Below are 20,096 nucleotides of genomic sequence, written 5' to 3'. Positions count from 1 at the left end.
GAGCCCCCAACCGCAGAAATACGCGGAAAATCGGCCCAATCGACCCCCTCCACCCCCTTGACGAACGCAGATAATAGTGCATCGCGCAGGCGCTGCCAAGGATGATGTGACGCTCTCGAATCCGCGTTTGAGGCCCTTTGCGGATAGGCTGTGGGCTGAATAATGTTTCAAGACTCTCAAGGAGTGCGTGACGTGCGTTTCACTGCGATGAACCGGGCCCGGCGGGGCAAGCTGGCACTGACGGCCGCCGTTGTAGGCATGGGCCTGCTGACCACGGGCTGCGGCTACATCACGCCCCAGCAGACAAACCATCAGTACTCCGCTTCGGACGGCATCCGTGCCGACCTTGGCCCGCTGAAGCTCCGGAACATCCTCATCGTCTCCGCGGGTGAGGACCAGCCGGGCCGCGTCATCGGCGCTGTGTACAACTCCTCGTCCAAGGACGTGAAGCTGACCATGAAGGGCGCCGAGGGATCGCAGACCGAAGTTGCCGTAAAGGCGAACTCGTCCACGCTGCTCAACGACACCACTGACGAAGCCATCCTCAGCACCACCGGCGGCAAGGCCGGTTCGCTGGTTGATGTCCAGGTCAGCGAAGACGGCACCAACGTGAAGAGCACCGTGCGCGTGCCCGTCCTGGACACCACCCTGCCCGAGTACAAGGAATACCTGCCGTCTGGCAGCACGCCGTCGCCGAGCACCTCGGCCACGCCTTCTCCCTCCGCTTCGGAGGGCGCCGCAAGCCACTAGCACGCGGCTGGAGCACTGCAGCAGAACAGCAAAAAGGGAGGGACCGTCCGGTCCCTCCCTTTTTGCTGCCCACCCTTGTCCAGGACTACCAGCGATGCGCATCGAAATGCGGCCAGGACTTACGGCTCGAACTTGTAGCCCAGGCCGCGTACGGTCACCAGGAACCGGGGCGCAGAGGGGTCGGGTTCGATCTTCCCGCGCAGCCGCTTGACGTGGACGTCCAGGGTCTTGGTGTCCCCCACGTAGTCGGAACCCCAGACCCGGTCGATCAGCTGGCCACGGGTCAGCACCCGGCCGGAGTTGCGCAGCAGCATCTCCAGGAGCTCGAACTCCTTCAGCGGAAGCAGCACCTGCTCGCCGTCCACGCTCACCACATGGCGTTCAATGTCCATCCGGACCGGTCCGGCCTGGACGGTGGAGGAAATCAGTTCCTCGGGCTCACCCTGGCGACGCAGCACCGCGCGGACGCGGGCAACCAGTTCGCGTGAGGAATACGGCTTGGTCACGTAATCATCCGCGCCGAGCTCCAGGCCCACCACCTTGTCGATCTCGGAGTCCTTGGCGGTCAGCATGATCACCGGGACGGTTGACCGCTGCCGGAGCTGCCTGCAGACCTCGGTGCCGGACAGGCCGGGAAGCTGGAGGTCCAGCAGCACCAGGTCTGCGCCGTTGCGGTCAAACTCGGTGATGGCATCGAGGCCGTTGTCCACGACCTCCACCTCAAACCCTTCCTTGCCCAGCAAATAGGACAAAGGATCGCTGAACGACTCCTCGTCCTCCACAATCAGAATCCTGCTCAAGCGCTAGCTCCTCGTTCTTTAGCGCCGGCGGCGCGGGGTAGTGGGGTGACGGCGGGCTGTTCGGCCGCCTGTCCTGCCGGCCCCGTTGCCGGGACAGCTGCGGACGGAAGGTCGGTGTCGCCGTCGGGGCCTGCCTCAGGCCCTTCCATCTCAGGAAGCCGGAGCGTGAAGGTGGAACCCTGGCCCGGCTGGGACCACAGCGTCACCTCGCCGCCGTGGTTGGAGGCGACGTGCTTGACGATGCTCAGGCCGAGGCCCGTGCCGCCGGTATGGCGGGACCGGGCGGCATCCACGCGGTAGAACCGTTCAAAGACCCGTTCCTGGTCCTCGGCGCTGAGGCCCTCGCCCTGGTCCGTCACCGAAATGGAAACCAGGCCTTCCTTGGAACGGACGCCGATGCCCACGCGGGTATTTGGCGGTGAGTACCGGATGGCGTTATCGATGAGGTTGCGCAGGGCGGTGACCAGGAGGTCCTGGTCACCGAAGACCTTCTCCTCGGTGCGGCCACCCACCACGATGGTGATGTTCTTGCTTTCGGCCGGCAACTGGGACCGGTCCACAGCCTCGGCGATCACGGCGTTGACGTCAACAGGACCGCCCTGCTGGACCACGCTGGCGCCCTGCAGGCGGGAGAGTTCGATGATGTCCTGCACCAGCGCGGCCAGGCGGCCGGACTCCTTATGCATGCGTTTGGCGAAGCGGCGGACTGCCAGTTCGTCATCGGCCGAGGATTCCAGCGCTTCGGCGAGCAGGGAGATGGCGCCCACGGGCGTCTTCAGTTCATGGGAAACGTTGGCCACGAAGTCGTTGCGGATTTCCTCAGTCCTGGTGATCTCCGTGCGGTCATCGGCCAGGAGAAGGATATATTCCTCACCCAGCATGGCTGCCCGGACCTGGACGATGATGGTTCCCTGCCCCAGCGGGCCGCGGGGCAGCTCAAGCTTCTTTTCGAGGATCACGCCGTCGCGCCGGACCCCCGCCGTCATGTCCAGCAGTTCCCTGTGGACCACCGTGTGGCCGCGGACCAGGCCGTAGGCGTAGGCGGCTGGACTTGCCCGGACCACACCGTCCACGGCGTCCACCACCACAAAAGCGCGTCCGACGACGGCCAGCACCTCGGCGGCACCGTCCGGCAGTCCCGGCTCGTCCCCGTCCATGTCCAGCAGCTGACGCTGCTTTTCGCTGACCCGGTACGCGAGCACACCGAACGTGCCCAGCGCCAGGCCGACGAGGCCCGCGATCAGGCCGATGAACATTGGATCCACAGGTCCACCTTATGCTCTTGCCGATGGCCTGACGGCGCGTCCGGGCCCCCTGCGCCCACGGTTCAACTAACGTTCACCTGCAAGGGATCAACCGTTCACCGGATGCTGGCAGAGTATCCAGTTGGACTGCCGAATGGCGACACGATTCCTGCTGCCCTCGTGCGGGCGTGCGGGAGTTCCAAGGAAAGGACGCCGACGTGCGTAAGGTTTTTCAGGAAGAACTCACCCAGGTCGGTGACCAGCTGGTGGAGATCTCCCGGCTGGTCAGCGAAGCGATAGACAAGGCCACCACATCATTCGAGGTGGCGGACGTCGACCTCGCCCAGGACGTCATTGCCGCCGATGCGCGGATCGACTTCCTGCAGAACAGCCTCGACGAGCGGGCCATCGACATCCTCGCCCTCCAGGGCCCGGTGGCCAGCGACCTGCGCATGATCGTGGGATCACTGCGGATGAGCGCCTCCCTCGAGCGGATGGGTGACCTCGCCCGGCACATCGCGCAGTTGGCGCGCCTCCGTTTCCCCTCCACCGTGATCCCGGCTTCGATGACCGGAACGTTCAAGCAGATGGCGGAGCTGGACCAGGTCATCGCAGACAAGCTGGCCGTCCTCCTGGAGACCCGTGACCTGGAGGTGGCCCGGGACATCATGAAGGCCAACACCGCCATCAACGACCTGCACCTCAGCGTGTTCAAGGCCATCGCCGCACCTGAGTGGGCCGAGTCGCCGGCCACCACGGTGGACGTGGCACTGGCCAGCCGCTACTTCGAGCGTTTCGCCGACCACGGTGTTTCCGTTGCCCAGAAGGTCAGCTACCTGGTGACCGGCGCCTGGCAGCCGAACGCCACCGAACACATCTGAGCCCCGGCTCCCCCACGTACATACGACGGCGGGCTGGTCACCTAAGGTGACCAGCCCGCCGTCGTCGTTTCACCTTTGACGCAGCGCGTTCTTCGGCCGGAGTGCGTCTAAGGGTGGGCCCACTTCGTCAGGGAGACGTTGGGGCGAACGACCGAGCACGCGGCGAAGAACCGCGAAGTCTTATTTCTTGCCCTGGTTGGCTACGGCCAGGATGGCCTGCTCGGCGGCCTCGGGGTCGAGGTAGGTGCCGCCCGGCTTGACCGGCTGGAAGTCGTCATCCAGCTCGTAGACCAGCGGGATGCCGGTGGGGATGTTGAGGCCGGCGATGGCTTCGTCGCTGATGCCGTCAAGATGCTTGACCAGCGCGCGCAGGGAGTTGCCGTGGGCCGTGACCAGGACGGTCTTGCCCGCCTTCAGGTCAGCCTTGATGTCGGATTCCCAGTACGGCAGGATCCGGACCAGGACGTCCTTCAGGCACTCGGTGCGCGGCAGGGCGTCGCCAAGGTCCGCATAGCGCGGATCGTGTGCCTGGCTGAATTCGCTGTTGTCATCCAGGGGCGGCGGCGGGGTGTCGTAGGAGCGGCGCCATTCCATGAACTGCTCTTCACCGTATTCGGCCAGCGTCTGGGCCTTGTCCTTGCCCTGCAGCGCACCGTAGTGGCGTTCGTTCAGTCGCCAGTCGCGCTTGACCGGGATCCAGCCGCGGTCGGCCTTGTCCAGGGCGATGTTGGCGGTGTTGATGGCCCGCTTCAGCAGGGACGTGTACAGAACGTCGGGGAGGATGTTGTTCTCCACGAGCAGCTCGCCGCCGCGTGCTGCTTCCCCGCGGCCCTGGTCGTTCAGGTCAACGTCCACCCAGCCGGTGAACAGGTTCTTGGCGTTCCATTCGCTGTGGCCGTGGCGCAGCAGAATCAGCTTGTAAGTCATGATTTTCATCCTAGCCGAGCCGTGTTGCCGCCCGCCCAGCGTTACAGGGGCCGGGGATGGAGATCGTCACAAGGCAGCCCGTACTCCAGCTTGCACCTAAGCCTCGGCGGCGGCGATACAGTGGGGCGGTGGTGCAAAAGGCTGAACGGGTGAGTGGCCCCGGGATCACCGGCGGGAAGTTGTCCGGCCGGCAGGGCCGGCCGGTAGGGAACGTCACCCGCGGTACCACCAACCCCAACCGGATGCGGCGGGTTGACCGCTGGCTGGCCGGTCCCCAGGCCTGGCGGCTCCGCCGGGCCACTGACCCCTTGGTGGTGGACCTGGGCTATGGCGCGACGCCGGCCACCGCCGTCGAACTTTTTGAGCGGCTCGCCGCGGTCCGTCCGGACGTCCGGGTCTGCGGGATCGAAATCGAACCGGAACGGGTGCGCGCCGCCCTCCCCCTGCAGCGGCCCGGCCTGAGCTTCCATGTGGGCGGTTTTGAGCTTCCCGTCCCCGGACGCCCCGTCCTGGTCCGGGCCTTCAATGTGCTGCGGCAGTATGAGGAGACCGATGTTGCAGGAATCTGGCGCCTGGTTCAGGGCAGGCTGGCCCCCGGCGGGCTCTTCATTGACGGCACCTGCGACGAGATCGGACGCCGGGTGACGTGGGTGGCCCTGGACGCGGAGCGCCCGCTGTCGCTGAGCATGTCGGTCCGGTTCGGCAGTTTTGACCTGCCCTCCGACGTTGCCGAACGCCTCCCCAAAGCCCTGATCCACCGGAATGTTCCCGGCGAACCGATCCATGCGCTGATGCAGGCGATGGACAAGGCGTGGCTGGAGTGCGCCCCGCTGGCGTCCTTTGGTAACCGGCAGCGCTGGCAGGGTATGTGCAGGTCGTTACGCGACACCGGCTGGCCGGTCCAGGACGGGCCGGGCCGGTGGCGGCTGGGCGAACTGACGGTGGACTGGGAAGCAGTGGCACCGCTGCCGTAAGCCTCATTTGCGAGGCGGCGGACGGCGGGTTCCCTCGGGCCGCACCAGGGTTCCCTGCCTAACAGCCCGGGTGGGCCGGGGTTACCAAGGGCCGTAGGGCCCCATGTTGCGGCTGCCGCCCCGGCCTGCGTCCTTGACTGCAGGGCGGACGTCGGCCAGATAGACCGATGCGGCAACCACGGCGGCGAGGCCGAACAGTCCGAGGGTGCCGAAGATGCCGCCGCTTGCGAAGAGCGAGATGACACCCACCAGCGCGGCGCCGCCGGTCAGGGCGAGCCAAAAGCCCTTGGTCCGCTTGCCGGTCGCCTCAAAGGCGTTGGCTTTGTGGCGCGCGCAGTCTGCCAAGGCCCACAACTCCAGCCCCAGGGCAACGAGGGCAAGGATAAAGAACACTGCCTGTTCCACAGGCCGAATAATCAGTTCACCGTCCACAAGCCCAGCCTAGCCGCCCAACGTGTCCAACGCCTGCTCCAGGTCGGTCCAGAGGTCTTCCACGTTCTCAATGCCGATGCTGAGGCGGACCAGGTTTTCAGGCACGCTGGCCGGCTCCGCGGTGTGCCGCCGCCTGCGTTCGATCAGGGATTCCACGCCGCCCAGCGATGTGGCCGGCAGCCACAGGTTGACTGCCTCAACGGCCTTGTCGGCCGCCGCTGCGCCGTCCAGTCCGCCGGCGGGCGCCACCTGGATGCAGATGATGGAGCCAAAGCCCTTCATCTGTGCCGTGGCCCGTTCGTGCCCGGGATCGTCCGGGAGGCCCGGGAAGCGGATCGATTCGACCCTGGGGTGGGCGCTCAGCCGTTCAGCGAGGACCCTGGCGGACTCCTGGGACTTTTCTATGCGCAGCGCCAGCGTGCGCAGGCCGCGCAGCGCAAGCCAGGCCTCGAAGGGCCCGGCGATCGCTCCGTGGATGGTCCGGTGGTGCAGGAGGGCGGAGCGGATGTCCGCGTTGGAGGTCACCAGGGCGCCCAGGACCACGTCCGAGTGGCCTGCCAGGTACTTGGTCACCGAGTGGAGTACGACGTCGGAGCCCAGGGCGAGCGGCTGCTGCACCAGCGGCGTCGAGAAGGTATTGTCCGCGACCACGATGGCGCCCGACGCGTGCGCGGCTTCTGTCAGCGCAGGAATGTCGGCAATTCCCAGCATGGGGTTGGTGGGGCTTTCCAGCCACAGCATGGCGGCGGCCCTGGCGTCCGGACCGCCCGGGGCGAGGGCCGCTTCGACGGCTCCGGTATCGGCGATGTCCACGGTCCGCAGCTCGATGAACCCCTTCTGGGCCAGTTCCGCGGCCATGACAAGGGTTCCGGAGTAGCTGTGGTTGGGCATCACCAACACTCCGCCGGAGGGGATCAGCGACAACGCGGAGCTGACGGCAGCAAGCCCGGACGCGTAGAGCAGCCCGGGCAGTTCAGCTCCCTCAAGCTGGCCGAGGGCCTCCTCGAACGGGTCCCAGGTGGGGTTGGAATATCTGCCGTAACCACGGTCTCCTGGGCCGAGCGGACCTGTGCCGTAGTACGTGGAGGACAGGACCAGGGGCGGGTTCACCGGCTGGTCCCGTTCCCGCGGCGGGCGGCCCGCGGCCACCACTACGGTTTCGGCGGACAGGCCGGCGGCCTGCTGTTCGGAAAGACTCATGGGGACAGCGTACTGTTCGTCCGCGGACCGCCGGAAAGCCCGCGCGAAGCGTGAGACGGCGTGAAACTGTCCACAAAGCCCATGGCCGGGACACTGATTGTCCCAGCCGATCGGTAGGCTTGAACAGTGAACAAACAGAGTGCCGGACTTTTCATCGCGTTCGAAGGCGGCGACGGCGCCGGCAAGTCCACCCAGGCTGCAAGGCTCGCCGAAGCACTCGAAAGCCGCGGCCTTACAGTCCTCCGGACCCGTGAACCCGGCGGCACTCCCATCGGCGAAAAGCTCCGGTCCCTGGTCCTGGACCACGGCCATGGCCACATCGACGCCCACACGGAAGCACTGATCTTCGCGGCATCAAGGGCCGCCCACGCCGCTCAGGTGATCCGCCCGGCGCTGGAGCGCGGCGACGTTGTGCTGACCGACCGGTATATCGACTCCTCCGTCGCGTACCAGGGAGCCGGCAGGGACCTCGGCGTGGACGCAGTCCGCTCCCTGAACGAATGGGCCACTTCCGGCCTTCAGCCCCACCTCACCATCCTGCTCGATGTGGAACCGGAAGTCGGCAGGACCCGGCGCACAGCGGGGGACGCAACGGAAGACCGCATGGAATCCGAAGCTGACGAGTTCCATGCCCGTATCCGGGACGCCTTCCTTGACCTGGCTGCGGCCCGGCCGGCGTCCTACCTGGTGCTGCCTGCCCGGCTTCCCGTCAACGACATTGCCGCTACGATCCTCAATCGCGTGGTCGGCCTGCTGGAAGCACCAGGCCACGAACCAGCAGGTGCCGCATCCGCTGCCGGCGCGCGCGGCGACGGCACCCCATGACCGTCTGGGATGACCTCCAGGGCCAGCCCGCCGTCGTCGACCAATTGCGCCAGGCTTCCAGCGGCGACGGCCTGACGCACGCGTGGCTGTTCACTGGCCCGCCGGGATCGGGGCGCTCCAACGCCGCCAAAGCCTTCGCGGCCGCCCTGAACTGCGACCAGGAAGACGTGAACCTGCGCGGCTGCGGGCGGTGCCACGCCTGCCTGACCATCCTGGGCGAAACGCATTCGGACGTGACGTTTGTCCGGACGGAAAAGGTCACCATCACCATCGACGAGGCCCGCGACCTGGTGGCCACCGCCGGCAACAGGCCATCCGCCGGACGCTGGCGCATCATCGTGGTTGAGGATGCAGACCGGATGGCCGAGCGAACCACCAACGTCCTGCTCAAGGCCATCGAGGAACCGACGCCGCGGACGGTCTGGATGCTGTGCGCCCCCTCGCCGGCCGACGTCCTGGTCACCATCCGGTCCCGCTGCCGCAGCGTGGCGCTGCGACTGCCGCCCGCGGCCGACGTCGCAGAACTCCTGGTGAAGCGCGACGGCGTCGATCCTGCGGTGGCCGAGCGGGCGGCCCGGGCAGCCCAAAGCCATGTGGGGATCGCCCGCCGGCTGGCGCGGGACCCTGCTGCGCGCGAACGCCGGCTCGAAACTGTCAGGTTTCCGCTGGGCCTGCGGGGTGTCACCGCGGCGGTCATGATGGCGGACAAGCTCGTAAAGATTGCCACCGCCGAGGCAAACAGTTCCAACGAAGAACGCGACGCCGCCGAGAAAGCGGCCTTGCTCGCCACCCTCGGCGCACCTGAATCCGGCACCCTTCCGCCTGCCATGCGGGCGCAGGTCAAGCAGCTGGAGGACGACCAGAAGCGGCGGGCCAAGCGTTCCATTACCGATTCCCTGGACCGCACCCTCACTGACCTGATGTCCTTCTACAGGGACGTCCTGATCATCCAGATGGGGAATGCTGTTGAGCTGGTAAACGTTGAGCTCAGGGGTGAACTGGAGGAATTCGCCTCCCGTTCCACTCCGGAAGTCACGCTCGCCCGGATGGACGCCATCAACAAAGCCCGCGAACGCATCACCACCACGAACGTTGCCCCGCTGTTGGCCATTGAGTCCATGGCAGCCAGCCTGATCCAGCCTTCCAAGGAGACCCGATGACTGCCCGCCCCCTGCCCGTACGCCGACAACCCCTGGTGTTGGCGGCCCGTGCCGCCGGGGCCATGGTCCTTGCCCTGGTGCTGGCGTCCTGCAGCCTCATCAACGGGGGCGACCGCCAGCAGGAAACCGCCACCGCCAAGGCAGATCCCTCCATCGTGGCGTCCGCGCCCGCGGGGCTCGAGAAGTTCTACTCGCAGGAAATCGTGTGGGAGCCATGCGAGGGCCAGTTCCAGTGCGCCAAGGTCACAGTGCCCATGGACTATGCGGCTCCCGACGGCCAAACCATCCAGCTTGCCGCGCTGCGGGCTTCAAGCACTGGCAAGAAGACCGGAAGCCTGCTGGTCAACCCGGGCGGGCCCGGCGCATCCGGGTATGACTTCGTGAAGGACGCGGCAGCCACCCACTTTTCCCAGCCCGTCCGTGACGCCTACGACCTCGTCGGCTTCGACCCCCGCGGCGTTAAGCGGTCCGCTCCGGTGACCTGCATGACGGACGCGGAACGTGATGCGGCAAGGGCCAAGATCTACGACCTTGAGACCGACGCCGGCCTCGCGGCGGCCCGGGCCGACAACAAGGCCATCGCCGAACAGTGCGCTCAGCAGACCGGCCCGTCAATGGCCCACATCGATACCCAGAGCGCAGCCAGGGACCTGGACGTCCTCAGGGCCGTGGTCAACGACACGAAGCTGAACTACCTGGGCTACTCCTACGGGACGTTCCTCGGTTCGACCTATGCGCAGCTGTTCCCGAAGAACGTGGGCCGCATGGTGCTCGATGGTGCGCTGGATCCCTCCATCAGCAATGAGGAACTGACCAGCGGCCAGGCCGTTGCCTTCGAAAAGGCGGTCCGTACCTACGTGGCCAGCTGCCAGCAGCAGAAGGAGTGCCCCCTCACCGGCGGAGTTGACGGCGGCGTCCAGCAGATCCGCGACCTGATCAACGCCGTGGAGCAGCAGCCCCGCACCGCCAAGGACGGCCGGGTGGTCAACGCCAACATGTTCGTCAGCGGCCTCATCACGCCGCTGTACAACGATCAGAGCTGGCCCGCCCTGACCCAGGCCCTGGACGCGGCGATGACCGGAGACGTGAGCCTGATGCTTCGGCTGTCCGACCTCGGTGCAGACCGTTCCACCAACGGAAGCTACACCTCGAATTCGACGTTCGCCTTCAACGCCATCAACTGCCTGGACTACCCCATGGACTCCGATCCTGCGTCCATGCGGGCAGAGCAGCAGCGGCTGATGCAGCAGTCCCCCACCCTGGGTTACTTCTTCGCCTACGGCGGCATCAACTGCGCCGACTGGCCGTACAAGAACGTGCGCACGCCTGAACCCGTCCAGTACACGGGTGAGTCGCCGATCGTGGTCATCGGCACCACCGGTGATCCCGCCACCCCTGTGGAATGGGCGTCGTCGCTGCGGAAACAGCTTGGCAACTCCTCGCTGCTGACGTGGAAAGGCGAGGGCCACACGGCCTACGGCCGGGCCAACAGCTGCCTCGAGGACAAGGTGGACAGCTACCTGGTCAGTGGACAGGTTCCGGCCGACAACACGGTGTGCTGAAGGCCTCACCCGCGGCAGCGCCCGCCATTTTGACCCGGGCGCGGAGACTCCATTACAGTTGACTCTTGCATGAAGCGCCCGGATTCTTCCGGGGATTTCGTGCGGTGCTTCCTTAGCTCAGTCGGTAGAGCGTTTCACTCGTAATGAAAAGGTCATCAGTTCGATTCTGATAGGAAGCTCGGGATAAACCCCCTATTGCCCCTCGTTGGAGGGCTTTGGGGGGTTTTTCGCTGGTTAAGCCCATCTTCGGAACGCTGACGATGGCTTTCTTCCCCGCAAAGTCAGCTGCCCCGACCCGGTTGATGCTCCGACGCCCTTCAGCCCTCAAGGGCCTCGGCGAGCCGGTCCAGGGACTCAGGGACCGCCGCTATCTCCACTTTGCCGTGACCTGTCAGGACGGTCATTGCGTACACCCCAAAGGATCCAATGTATTTACGGTCCTTTCCGCGGACCTTCCACCGCTGCGGAAGCACTGTTTCCACAGTGAGTGTGATGGCGCGCCCTGACGCTTCGAGGCTGTCATAGACCGCTGGCTGAAACTGAAGCGATCCGGCAGCGGGCGTCACAATGCCCTGGTTCCAAATACCACTGAGGGAACCGGGGCGGGACTCCGGATAGCGGATATAGGCCCTGAGCTGGCCATGTTCTTTGAGGCGTGCGTTGGTTTTCCGCAGGTTGCGTATTTGGAACAGCGCCAGAAGCCAGTAGACCAGTGTGTTCATGAAGGCACGGACGGCGGCATCGGCCAAATCCCCCGGTTTAACAACCAGCCACATGGCACCGACGATAAAGAAGAAGACGACGTAGCCGGCCGCAAGAGCCAAATACGGATGCTGCCGAACCCAGTTCTTCATTGCGCCGTCACGCGGCCACCCGGGGCAGCCTGGACGCACCGCAATTCAGGCCTGGACCGGACTGCGTGCTGAGTCGATATCCGCAGCACCGCGACCTGCTTCCGTGAGTCCCCCAACATCATGCGGCCCAGCCTATCCTCCGGCCGGGCCGGCGCCCGGGGGCAGGACACGTAGCGGGGTTCGCGAAAACACGTACCGGTTACTCAGGCGCCGCGGCTGCTGAGGCCATAGCGTGGTGAGCGGAGCCGGCGGCGATGGTGCTTGATGGAGACCAGCACCTCCCCCAGCCGTCGCCGGCCCGCACCATCTTTCGAAGCCGTCCGCATCGAAGATGCCCGGCAGCTTTGCGGAAATTAATCGAAGTTCGATAAGGAATACATCGACAAGGGCATCGACGAACTGGCCAATGCGCCGGTGGAGGGGCTGAAGGGCCTTGCAGAGGACGGCTCTGCGCACCTAGTCCGGCCGCCCCACCACAACCTGGGAAGGACTGTGCGTCACGTAACCCACTGCCCAGGAGAAGAGGGCACGGACTTTCTGTTGGACGCCGGGCAGCAACGCAAGGTGGACGCCCAGCCAGGACAGGAACGCCAGCGGCCCCTGCAGCTGGATGCGCTGGGGGCCCAACTCTGCCACCGCGGCGCCCCGGCCCACCATGGCCATGTACCCCTTGTCTAGGTAACGGAAGGGCTGCCGCGTACCTCCGGTCAGGTCAGCCTGGATGTTTTTTGCGGCCCATTTTCCTGACTGCTGTGCCACGGACCCCAATTGCGGGAGCCGGGCCCCCGCGGCGTCGGTGATGTTGGCAGAGTCTCCCAGGACATAGACGCCCTCCACTCCCGGAGCGGTCAGGTCCGGACGGACGTCGATACGCCCGCCCTTCCCCTGCGTGAGCCCTGATTCGGCGATGATCTTGCCTGTCTGGAGGCCGCCGGCCCAGACAACGATGGGCGCCGGCAGCACAGTACCGTCCGCCAGCGTCACGCCGTCGGGGCGGACCTCGGTAACGCTCTGGCCCATGTGCAGCTGGACGCCCAGCTTCACCAGCCTGTCCCTTGTGTAGGCCTGCGATTTCTTCGAGAACGCCATCAGTACGTTGGGCACCATGTCCACTAGGTGGACATGGCAGCGGGCGGCAAGCTCGGAGGAGAAGTACTTCGGCACGATGTATTTGACGTTTTCGGCGAGGGCGCCGGCCGTCTCCACCCCTGTAGGGCCGCCGCCCACCACCACGACGTCGGCACCCCCGCCGGCTCCCCGGTCCGCCTCGTCGAGGACTTCCGTCAGGGCCGCGCTGAGCCGCGTGGCGTCGGCCACGGAGTAGAGCGGGTAGGCGTGCTTGTCGGCGCCCGGGGTGTTGAAGAAGTTCGGGACAGCGCCCGTGGCGAGGACGAGGATCTGTGCCTGGAACTGCGTGCCGTCGGCAGTGGTGACGGTGCGGGCGGCAGCGTCCACCGAGGTGACTTCTGCCGTGAGGACCCGAACGCCCTTGATGTTGCGGAAAACCGCACGGAGTGGGCGGGCCACTGCGGAGACACCGATTTGCGATGATGCCACCTGGTACAGCAGGGGCTGGAACTGGTGGTAATTGTTTGCATCAATCAGCAGCACCCGGATGCCCTTGCGGCCGAGTTCCTGGGCTGCGGCCTTCCCGGCGAAACCGCCGCCAACCACGATGACCTGATATGTATCGTCCATTCGAGCAACATACCGTGCACGGCGCCGGAGCAACAGGGCTCACCGGCCCCGCCGGCAGTCCGGTCCGCGGCAGCCACCCGCCCGGCACTCCATACCTGTCCGAGCCCGCCCGCCTATGATGGCGGACATGGATGAAGAGGCCCTGGCCGGGATCGCGAACGGGCTGTACGCCTGTCCCCTGGACGACTTCGTAGCGGCCCGGACGGCAGCGGCCAAGGAAGCCGCCGGCCAGGATAAGGGCTTGGGCGCGGCCGTCCGTGGACTGGCCAAACCGTCTGTGGGCGCCTGGGCTGTGAACATGCTCGTCCTGCACCGGCCGGATGTCCTCGACGAACTCACAGACCTCGGCTCGCGCATGCGGGCAGCGCAGGCATCCCTTGATGCCCCCGCCCTTCGCGACCTGGGGCGTGAGCGGCGCACCCTGCTGGCCTCCGCCGTCGACGCCGCCCGCGCTGTTGTCCGCGATCAAGGGCGGCAACTCAGCGACACGATTGCCGGAGATGTCGAGGAAACCCTGCGTGCCCTGACCGGCGATGAAGGAGCCGCAGCCGCCGTCCGCAGCGGCAGGCTCGTGAAGACCCTGTCCGCTGACGGGGTCAGCGCCGCAGACCTGGACGGGACGGTGGCCGTACCCGGCGCCCTCCCCATAACACCGGCTGCCACTCCCCCGGTCCTTGCATCGGTGCCCACGTCAGGGAAGACGGATGCCGACAAGTCACGGCCAGGGAAGAAGCAGCGAACGACGCCGGAGGCCGGGTCCCCGCCCCGGCCCACCAAACCGCGCCTTGAGGCAGTCCGTCAAACGCCGCGGCAGGCGTCACCGCCGCTGTTGGAACGGGCCAGGGCGGCGCTGGAGGCGGCCGAAGAAGAAGCGTCCGAAGCTGCCGGCCATGCCGTGGACCTTCAGGCGGAGGCGGAGCAGACGGCCGGGCAGATTGCCGGGCTGCAGGAGGAAACGGCGGACTTGCGTTCCCGCCTGAAAACGGCCGAGGCCGAGCTGGACCAGTCGAAGAAGCGCCTTGCTGCCATCTCCGCGGAGGCCAAACAGGCAGCGCGGGCGGCGGATAAGGCAGCCAGGGCAGCCGTACTGGCCCAGGAACGGGTCCTGCGGTTGGATCGCCGCGAGGCCGGAACCTGACTCCGAAAGGCCCCAACCCGCTGGGCAGCCAGCCGGCTCAATATGTCCCTATGAGCAGCAGTCCCTATGAGCAGCAGTCCCGTGGGGACTGTCCCCTCACGCGGCTACAGCGGCGAGGGACCGCCGGATACCGACGATCCTGATGGCCACGCCCACCAGGACCAGGCCGATGCCGAAGCCCATCAGCATCCAAATGGGCATGGCAGCGGCGTCGATGCTCCGGTAGCACTCGGCCGCCAGGCCCGTGGTGTGCAATTGGGCATCCGACAGTTCGGCTGCCCCGCTGTGCGGGATCATCGGGCTGCCGCACAACGGCGCCACGGACTTCAGTCCCAGCACCACACTGAGAATCTGCAGGGCGAACCCCACCGCCACCGTCAACATCCAGCCGCGCCGCCGTGCCAGTTCACGATTAATGTGCCTGGTGGCGTTGTCCCGGTCCGGGGAATCGCTAACCTCCATGGTGAAAGCCTAGCCGGAGTTGCGGGGCCGGGCGGCGCCGCCACAACGCCCGTGATGTGCGCCGGGACCACTGTCACAGGGCAACACGCGGGGCTGATTCCGTGGAATGTCAGACCCCGGTTGCACACTGGATTTATGGAAAACACCGTTCAGGAATTTCACGTCACGTACTTCGACGCCGACTGCGGCCGTGCACGCTCTGAGTCCTTCGACACCATGGTGGAGGCGCAGCGTTTCGCCGACCGGCAGTGCTCCAGTGAGGACGGCTGGGCAGTGATCGATGCTGCCAGCGTCGAGCCTGTCCGCGTTGCCGCCTGACCCCACAGGTTTAGGCCGGGCCGGCTATTCGCCACGAGTAGGCCCGTGCAACAGAAGAACCCGCACCGCCTGGGCTGGCCAGGTGGTGCGGGTTCGACATCCCTGTTGAGCAGGACCGCCAGCTAAGGCGGGGGGCTCACTCCGGACAGGTTGGCTTACGCGAAGTCGGAGACTGCCGGGTCGGGGCCGATCCTGCCTTCGCCGCTGGCGGTCCGGTCGAGGGCGTTGATGGCCTCCACGTCCTCGACGTCCAGCGTGACGTCGAGTGCCGCAAAGTTCTCCCGGATCCGGGATTCGGTGACCGACTTCGGGATCACCACGTTGCCAATGGCGAGGTGCCAGGCGATGACAACCTGTGCCGGCGTGGCCTGGTGCTTGGCGGCGATGGCGGCAACGGCTGCGTCTTCCAGGAGCTCGCCGCCCTGGCCCAGAGGTGACCAGGCCTGGGTCAGGATGCCCTTGGAAGCACCAAATTCGCGCAGCTCACGCTGGCTGAAGTACGGGTGGAGCTCGATCTGGTGGATGGCCGGGACCACACCGGTTTCGTCGATGAGCCGCTGCAGCCCGTCAACGGTGAAGTTGGAGACGCCGATGGACTTGACCCGGCCGCGCTTCTGAAGCTCGATCAGCGCCTTCCAGGTGTCGACGTACTTGTCCTGCTTGGGCTGCATCCAGTGGATCAGGTACAGGTCGAGGGTTTCCAGGCCGAGGCGGTCCATGGACTCCTCGAAGGCAGCCAGCGTGGACTCATAGCCCTGATCGGCATTCCACAGCTTGGTGGTGATGAAGATCTGCTCGGGGGTCAGGCCGGAGCTGGCGATCGCGCGCCCCACGCCTGCTTCGTTGCCGTAGATCTTAGCGGTGTCGATGTGGCGGAAGCCAGCTTCGAATGCCTGCCGAACCACCTTCTCAGCCACGCCGTCTTCGACCTGCCACACGCCGTAGCCGAGCTGGGGGATCGTGTTTCCGTCGTTGAAAGTGAGTGTAGGTGAAAGAGTCATGACTTCATCCTGCCAAACGGCGGGCCTCGAAATGACGTGATTCCCGCTCTGTCAGCCAGGCGCTTAACGCGGAAAGTCACCCCCGGCAGCGGGAATAAATTGCGGCTAGGAGGTTTCCCCGGCAAGGTGCCGCTCGGCGTCGGCAACCTGTTCAAAGACGGCTTCCGCGCGCCGGCGCACGGATGCGGCGCCCACCGGGACTGGCCCGACCGCGAGCCGCAGCATGGCGGCAGCCTCGGCTGTGGTGGCCAGCGAGTTGCCGGCTTTGGACAGGGCGCGGTGCACGCCGGACAGTGCGACGGGAATGTCCAGGCCGTCACTGGGCCAGCGGCGCTGGGCTTCAACGCAGACGGCCCGGACACGGTCAAGCAGGGCAGCGAGTTCGTTGGCGATCTCCACCAGCTCGCCGTACAGCTGGTCGTCCTCCACGCCCTCGAGCACCTGGTGGAAGCGGTCCAGTCCCCGGTGGAAGCGGTCGTGCGCGCGGCGCCACAACCCCTTGCCCAGCTCCGCGTCGTCCTTGCGCCCCTGCCTGGCGGCGCTGAAAAAACCCAACCGGAACCTACAGGTACTGTCCGGGACCGTGGTCCGGATCATCGCGCTTGCCTGTGTTGGCCGGCGCACCCGGCCGGGCCGCACCCGCGGGAGCCCGCTCCGGTTCACCGTTTTCCCCAATCACCACACCCGGGGCAATCACGGTTCCGGGGGGCAGCTGGCGCAGCTGCATCTGTGCCGCGGCGTGCTCCCGGGCAGCGTGCTGGGCCGCGATGGCTGTCTGGATTCCATGGAACAGCCCTTCAAGCCAGCCCACCAGCTGTGCCTGGGCAATCCGGAGCTCGGCGTCAGAAGGGGTGTTTTCATCGGAGAAGGGGAGGCTGATGCGGTCCAGTTCCTCCACGAGCTCGGGCGCCAGGCCGTCCTCGAGCTCTTTGATGGACCGCGCGTGGATCTCGGCCAGCCGTTCCCGGGCGGCGTCGTCCAGCGGGGCGGACTTCACTTCTTCCAGGAGCTGGCGGATCATGGTGCCGATCCGCATCACCTTGGCCGGCTCGTCCACCAGGTCCTGCAGGTTGCTGCCCTTGGGCTTGCGGCCATCCCGCGAACCGGCCGGCGCTCCGGCTTCCGCCGGCACTGCGGGTTCGTTGTCGTCAAGGGTGGTTCCTTCGACGGGGAGGTCCTCAGCTGACGGGGTGTCTTTCGGATCGCTCATGCGTTCATACTCTCATGAGCGGTTCCGTTGGAACTTCACCCCATGAACCCGCCCGACGCGGCGTCCGCTAAGGGCTAAATCAGCAGCAGCGGCCCTGCGGGTTGGCGTCCTGCCGGTCGGTCCTGTCGCGCCAGAACTCCCGCTCCGTCAGCGGCGGTCCGCTGTGCCCCGAAGCCCGGTGGTGTTCCAGGTACTTGGCGTACGCATCCGCGCCGAGCACCCCGCTGAGGTACCGTGCGAAACCACGGAACCCGGTGGACAGAACTGCCAGTGGGGCGCTCATCAGTGGTGGCCTGCCCGTTCGAACCGCAGGTTGGCCGGGACCTTCTCCCACTCAGCCAGCAATTCGCGCTCGGCAGCCGTGGGGATGAGACCGGCAGGTGCGAAGACGCGGGACGGCAAGGCCGGGTCCTCGTTGTCCCGCTCCGTGCCAGTACCCCGGTTCCGGAAGGCCTTCACGGTGGCGAGCACCGCCGTCGCGATCACAATGATGCTCAGCACCACGAAGATCACGGACAGCCAGCCCTGGATGGCGGTGTTGCGGACCACGGCTTCCATGGCGGCAACGGTCTTGGCGGTGCCGAATTCCGTCTTGCCGTCCGCCAGGGCCTTGCTGAATGCGGCGTTGTTGGCGAAGTACCCCACAGCGGGTGTGGGCGAGAAGATCTTCTGGTAGCTGGCCGTGATGGTGACCACCGCCGCGAAAGCCAGCGGCAGTGCGACGATCCACAGGTACTTGAAGGTGCCGCGCTTGGCCACGATGGCCAGGCAGACGGAGAGTGCAATAGCGGCCAGCAGCTGGTTGGCGATGCCGAACAGCGGGAACAGGGTGTTGATGCCGCCCAGCGGATCGGTGACGCCCATCAGCAGGACCGCACCCCATGCACCCACCATGATGGCCGTGCAAAGCCAGGCACCCGGACGCCAGGAGGCTTCCTTGAACTTGGGGACGAAGTTGCCGATCGAGTCCTGCAGCATGAACCGGGCCACGCGGGTGCCGGCGTCCACAGCGGTAAGGATGAACAGGGCTTCGAACATGATGGCGAAGTGGTACCAGAAAGACATCATGGCCGTACCGCCGATGAACTGCTGCATGATGTGGGCCAGGCCGACGGCCAGGGTGGGGGCACCGCCGGTGCGGGAGACGATGCTGTGCTCGCCCACGTTCCGCGCTGTCTCAGCGAGCAGCTCGGGGGTGATGTTGACGCCGGCCAGGCCCAAACTGTTGACCCAGGTGGCGGCCGTTTCCACGCTTCCGCCGGTCAGTGCGGCCGGAGCGTTCATGGCAAAGTAGAGGCCGCGGTCGATCGAGATGGCAGCCACCAGCGCCATGATGGCGACGAAGGACTCCATGAGCATGCCGCCGTAACCGATGAACCGGGTCTGCCGCTCCTTCTCAATCAGCTTGGGAGTGGTACCGGAGGAAATCAGGGCATGGAATCCGGACAACGCACCGCAGGCGATGGTGACGAACAGGAACGGGAACAGCGCGCCCGGGAACACGGGGCCGTTCTCCCGGCTGGCGAATTCGCTGAAGGCCGGGACGTTGATCTCCGGCCGGACCACGACAATGGCCAGCGCGAGCATGACGATCACGCCGATCTTCATGAACGTGGACAGGTAGTCACGGGGTGCCAGCAGCAGCCACACGGGAAGGATGGCGGCGATGAAGCCGTAGACGATGAGGCCCCACGCGATGGTCACCTTGTCCAGGGTGAAGACGTCCACGCCCCAGGCGGTTCCGGCAACCATTCCGCCGCCGATGATGGCGGCCATGAGCAGGACGAACCCGATGATGGAAACTTCCATGACCTTGCCCGGCCGAAGGTAGCGCAGGTAGACGCCCATGAAGAGCGCGATGGGGATGGTCATGCCGACGGAGAAGACGCCCCAAGGGCTTTCGCCCAGGGCATTGACGACGACGAGCGCCAGGATCGCGACAATGATCACCATGATCAGCAGGGTGGCAACCAGGGCGGCGGTACCGCCGATGACGCCAAGTTCCTCGCGGGCCATCTGACCCAGCGAACGCCCGCCGCGGCGCATGGAGAAGAACATCACCAGGTAGTCCTGCACGGCCCCGGCCAGGACCACGCCGACGATGATCCAGATGGTGCCGGGCAGGTAGCCCATCTGCGCCGCGATGACCGGGCCCACGAGGGGGCCCGCACCAGCGATGGCTGCGAAATGGTGGCCGAACAGGACGTTCCGGTCCGTCCGGACGTAGTCCTTGCCGTCGGCCTTGTACTCGGCGGGGGTTGCCCGCCGGTCATCGGGCTTGGTGATGAAGCGTTCGATGACCTTGGAGTAGAACCGGTACCCGATCAGGTAGGTGCACACCGAGGCGAAGACGAACCAGATGGCATTGACGGTTTCGCCCCGGACGATGGCGAGCATGAACCATGCCACGCCGCCCAGCAGGGAGATCGCCGCCCAGAGCGCGATCTTTCCCGGGGTCCATTTGCTGTCTTCGGATTCGCGGACGGCCTCGTCCACCGCCGTGGGTGGGAGCGCCGGGTCGGTAGCCACCGCGCCCTCCCGCCCCGATGAACCGGACCTGTTCTCTGGCGCTGTGGCCATGTCTCCTCCTCGAGATTCGTGCGGATCTGCTCTGAGGCACCCTACCGAACCCGGGGGTGCGGGCGGCGACGGTTCTGCCG

Annotated in this window: 21 protein-coding genes and 1 tRNA gene; 9 read left to right on the top strand and 13 right to left on the bottom strand. The window is 66.2% G+C overall.

Annotated features, from left to right (window positions below):
- The first annotated feature begins 207 nt into the window (after positions 1 to 207).
- Positions 208 to 750 (top strand): hypothetical protein, encoded by a 543-nt coding sequence (locus ACP3TD_RS04850; RefSeq protein ID WP_426767133.1) that lies wholly within the window; start codon positions 208 to 210, stop codon positions 748 to 750.
- 119 nt (positions 751 to 869) lie between these two features.
- Here the strand turns inward: ACP3TD_RS04850 and ACP3TD_RS04845 are convergent, their stop codons facing one another.
- Together ACP3TD_RS04845 and ACP3TD_RS04840 are read right to left on the bottom strand one after the other, a co-directional pair.
- Positions 870 to 1,550, bottom strand: coding sequence for a response regulator transcription factor (locus ACP3TD_RS04845; RefSeq protein WP_056076541.1), 681 nt, complete (start codon positions 1,548 to 1,550; stop codon positions 870 to 872).
- A complete protein-coding gene (locus ACP3TD_RS04840) occupies positions 1,547 to 2,806 on the bottom strand; it encodes a sensor histidine kinase (RefSeq protein ID WP_426767131.1) in 1,260 nt (419 codons plus the stop codon). The genes ACP3TD_RS04845 and ACP3TD_RS04840 overlap by 4 nt, the downstream gene beginning before the upstream one ends.
- Before the next feature lie 206 nt (positions 2,807 to 3,012).
- Between ACP3TD_RS04840 and phoU the strand changes: the two genes are divergently transcribed.
- The gene (gene phoU / locus ACP3TD_RS04835; protein ID WP_091723840.1) at positions 3,013 to 3,675 is read left to right on the top strand and encodes a phosphate signaling complex protein PhoU; all 663 of its coding nucleotides are present in this window, start codon (positions 3,013 to 3,015) and stop codon (positions 3,673 to 3,675) included.
- Positions 3,676 to 3,855: 180 nt separating this feature from the next.
- Here phoU and ACP3TD_RS04830 read toward each other — a convergent pair whose 3' ends face one another.
- On the bottom strand, positions 3,856 to 4,602 hold the full coding sequence (locus ACP3TD_RS04830; protein WP_091718321.1) for a phosphoglyceromutase: 747 nt from the start codon (positions 4,600 to 4,602) through the stop codon (positions 3,856 to 3,858).
- 128 nt (positions 4,603 to 4,730) lie between these two features.
- On the opposite strand from ACP3TD_RS04830, the gene ACP3TD_RS04825 reads away from it, so the two are divergent.
- Positions 4,731 to 5,576 (top strand): class I SAM-dependent methyltransferase, encoded by an 846-nt coding sequence (locus ACP3TD_RS04825; protein WP_426765801.1) that lies wholly within the window; start codon positions 4,731 to 4,733, stop codon positions 5,574 to 5,576.
- 81 nt (positions 5,577 to 5,657) lie between these two features.
- On the opposite strand, the gene ACP3TD_RS04820 is transcribed toward ACP3TD_RS04825, so the two are convergent.
- Positions 5,658 to 6,008 carry a DUF2516 family protein gene (locus ACP3TD_RS04820; protein WP_045729886.1) on the bottom strand — a complete coding sequence of 117 codons (351 nt, stop codon included), beginning with the start codon at positions 6,006 to 6,008 and terminating at the stop codon, positions 5,658 to 5,660.
- 9 nt (positions 6,009 to 6,017) lie between these two features.
- On the bottom strand, positions 6,018 to 7,208 hold the full coding sequence (locus ACP3TD_RS04815) for a trans-sulfuration enzyme family protein (RefSeq protein ID WP_426765800.1): 1,191 nt from the start codon (positions 7,206 to 7,208) through the stop codon (positions 6,018 to 6,020).
- A gap of 126 nt (positions 7,209 to 7,334) precedes the next feature.
- Between ACP3TD_RS04815 and tmk the strand changes: the two genes are divergently transcribed.
- From tmk to ACP3TD_RS04795, 4 genes are all read left to right on the top strand, one after another.
- Positions 7,335 to 8,033: a dTMP kinase gene (gene tmk, locus ACP3TD_RS04810; protein WP_426765799.1), complete on the top strand. Its 699-nt coding sequence runs from the start codon at positions 7,335 to 7,337 to the stop codon at positions 8,031 to 8,033.
- On the top strand, positions 8,030 to 9,193 hold the full coding sequence (locus ACP3TD_RS04805) for a DNA polymerase III subunit delta' (RefSeq protein ID WP_426765798.1): 1,164 nt from the start codon (positions 8,030 to 8,032) through the stop codon (positions 9,191 to 9,193). The genes tmk and ACP3TD_RS04805 overlap by 4 nt, the downstream gene beginning before the upstream one ends.
- Entirely contained in the window at positions 9,190 to 10,755 is a 1,566-nt protein-coding gene (locus ACP3TD_RS04800; protein ID WP_426765797.1) for an alpha/beta hydrolase, read from the top strand. The genes ACP3TD_RS04805 and ACP3TD_RS04800 overlap by 4 nt, the downstream gene beginning before the upstream one ends.
- Positions 10,756 to 10,861: 106 nt before the next feature.
- Positions 10,862 to 10,934 (top strand) — tRNA-Thr (locus ACP3TD_RS04795).
- A 138-nt stretch (positions 10,935 to 11,072) separates the two neighbouring features.
- Here ACP3TD_RS04795 and ACP3TD_RS04790 read toward each other — a convergent pair.
- A complete protein-coding gene (locus tag ACP3TD_RS04790) occupies positions 11,073 to 11,579 on the bottom strand; it encodes a hypothetical protein (RefSeq protein ID WP_426765796.1) in 507 nt (168 codons plus the stop codon).
- Between the two features lie 486 nt (positions 11,580 to 12,065).
- A complete protein-coding gene (locus tag ACP3TD_RS04785) occupies positions 12,066 to 13,307 on the bottom strand; it encodes an NAD(P)/FAD-dependent oxidoreductase (protein WP_426765795.1) in 1,242 nt (413 codons plus the stop codon).
- A gap of 127 nt (positions 13,308 to 13,434) precedes the next feature.
- Between ACP3TD_RS04785 and ACP3TD_RS04780 the strand changes: the two genes are divergently transcribed.
- Entirely contained in the window at positions 13,435 to 14,445 is a 1,011-nt protein-coding gene (locus tag ACP3TD_RS04780) for a hypothetical protein (protein WP_426765794.1), read from the top strand.
- A 96-nt stretch (positions 14,446 to 14,541) separates the two neighbouring features.
- Here the strand turns inward: ACP3TD_RS04780 and ACP3TD_RS04775 are convergent, their stop codons facing one another.
- Positions 14,542 to 14,907: a hypothetical protein gene (locus ACP3TD_RS04775; protein ID WP_426765793.1), complete on the bottom strand. Its 366-nt coding sequence runs from the start codon at positions 14,905 to 14,907 to the stop codon at positions 14,542 to 14,544.
- Positions 14,908 to 15,042: 135 nt separating this feature from the next.
- Between ACP3TD_RS04775 and ACP3TD_RS04770 the strand changes: the two genes are divergently transcribed.
- Positions 15,043 to 15,225, top strand: coding sequence for a hypothetical protein (locus ACP3TD_RS04770; RefSeq protein WP_426765792.1), 183 nt, complete (start codon positions 15,043 to 15,045; stop codon positions 15,223 to 15,225).
- 155 nt (positions 15,226 to 15,380) lie between these two features.
- Here the strand turns inward: ACP3TD_RS04770 and ACP3TD_RS04765 are convergent, their stop codons facing one another.
- From ACP3TD_RS04765 to ACP3TD_RS04745, 5 genes are all read right to left on the bottom strand, one after another.
- On the bottom strand, positions 15,381 to 16,226 hold the full coding sequence (locus tag ACP3TD_RS04765) for an aldo/keto reductase (RefSeq protein ID WP_426765791.1): 846 nt from the start codon (positions 16,224 to 16,226) through the stop codon (positions 15,381 to 15,383).
- A gap of 105 nt (positions 16,227 to 16,331) precedes the next feature.
- Positions 16,332 to 16,781 (bottom strand): hypothetical protein, encoded by a 450-nt coding sequence (locus tag ACP3TD_RS04760; RefSeq protein WP_426765790.1) that lies wholly within the window; start codon positions 16,779 to 16,781, stop codon positions 16,332 to 16,334.
- A gap of 7 nt (positions 16,782 to 16,788) precedes the next feature.
- Positions 16,789 to 17,436, bottom strand: coding sequence for a bacterial proteasome activator family protein (locus ACP3TD_RS04755; protein WP_426765789.1), 648 nt, complete (start codon positions 17,434 to 17,436; stop codon positions 16,789 to 16,791).
- A 79-nt stretch (positions 17,437 to 17,515) separates the two neighbouring features.
- Complete coding sequence (locus ACP3TD_RS04750) at positions 17,516 to 17,719, bottom strand: YbdD/YjiX family protein (RefSeq protein ID WP_377201862.1); 204 nt, start codon at positions 17,717 to 17,719, stop codon at positions 17,516 to 17,518.
- Complete coding sequence (locus tag ACP3TD_RS04745) at positions 17,719 to 20,016, bottom strand: carbon starvation CstA family protein (RefSeq protein ID WP_426765788.1); 2,298 nt, start codon at positions 20,014 to 20,016, stop codon at positions 17,719 to 17,721. The genes ACP3TD_RS04750 and ACP3TD_RS04745 overlap by 1 nt, the downstream gene beginning before the upstream one ends.
- Between the last annotated feature and the right edge of the window lie 80 nt (positions 20,017 to 20,096).

This window comes from Pseudarthrobacter sp. 1G09 (genome assembly GCF_050038305.1).
Lineage (GTDB): Bacteria > Actinomycetota > Actinomycetes > Actinomycetales > Micrococcaceae > Arthrobacter > Arthrobacter equi.
Note: the sequence above shows the minus strand (reverse complement) of the source record. Positions and strands in the feature narration are given on the sequence as shown.

Excerpts from the sequence above, each read along its gene's own strand:
- ACP3TD_RS04850 (WP_426767133.1), top strand. The coding sequence starts at position 208 with ATGAACCGGGCCCGGCGGGGCAAGCTGGCACTGACGGCCGCCGTTGTA.
- ACP3TD_RS04745 (WP_426765788.1), bottom strand. The coding sequence starts at position 20,016 with ATGGCCACAGCGCCAGAGAACAGGTCCGGTTCATCGGGGCGGGAGGGC.
- ACP3TD_RS04805 (WP_426765798.1), top strand. The coding sequence starts at position 8,030 with ATGACCGTCTGGGATGACCTCCAGGGCCAGCCCGCCGTCGTCGACCAA.
- ACP3TD_RS04780 (WP_426765794.1), top strand. The coding sequence starts at position 13,435 with ATGGATGAAGAGGCCCTGGCCGGGATCGCGAACGGGCTGTACGCCTGT.
- ACP3TD_RS04770 (WP_426765792.1), top strand. The coding sequence starts at position 15,043 with ATGGAAAACACCGTTCAGGAATTTCACGTCACGTACTTCGACGCCGAC.
- ACP3TD_RS04775 (WP_426765793.1), bottom strand. The coding sequence starts at position 14,907 with ATGGAGGTTAGCGATTCCCCGGACCGGGACAACGCCACCAGGCACATT.
- ACP3TD_RS04815 (WP_426765800.1), bottom strand. The coding sequence starts at position 7,208 with ATGAGTCTTTCCGAACAGCAGGCCGCCGGCCTGTCCGCCGAAACCGTA.
- ACP3TD_RS04830 (WP_091718321.1), bottom strand. The coding sequence starts at position 4,602 with ATGACTTACAAGCTGATTCTGCTGCGCCACGGCCACAGCGAATGGAAC.
- ACP3TD_RS04765 (WP_426765791.1), bottom strand. The coding sequence starts at position 16,226 with ATGACTCTTTCACCTACACTCACTTTCAACGACGGAAACACGATCCCC.
- ACP3TD_RS04840 (WP_426767131.1), bottom strand. The coding sequence starts at position 2,806 with ATGTTCATCGGCCTGATCGCGGGCCTCGTCGGCCTGGCGCTGGGCACG.
- ACP3TD_RS04785 (WP_426765795.1), bottom strand. The coding sequence starts at position 13,307 with ATGGACGATACATATCAGGTCATCGTGGTTGGCGGCGGTTTCGCCGGG.
- ACP3TD_RS04755 (WP_426765789.1), bottom strand. The coding sequence starts at position 17,436 with ATGAGCGATCCGAAAGACACCCCGTCAGCTGAGGACCTCCCCGTCGAA.
- ACP3TD_RS04800 (WP_426765797.1), top strand. The coding sequence starts at position 9,190 with ATGACTGCCCGCCCCCTGCCCGTACGCCGACAACCCCTGGTGTTGGCG.
- ACP3TD_RS04750 (WP_377201862.1), bottom strand. The coding sequence starts at position 17,719 with ATGAGCGCCCCACTGGCAGTTCTGTCCACCGGGTTCCGTGGTTTCGCA.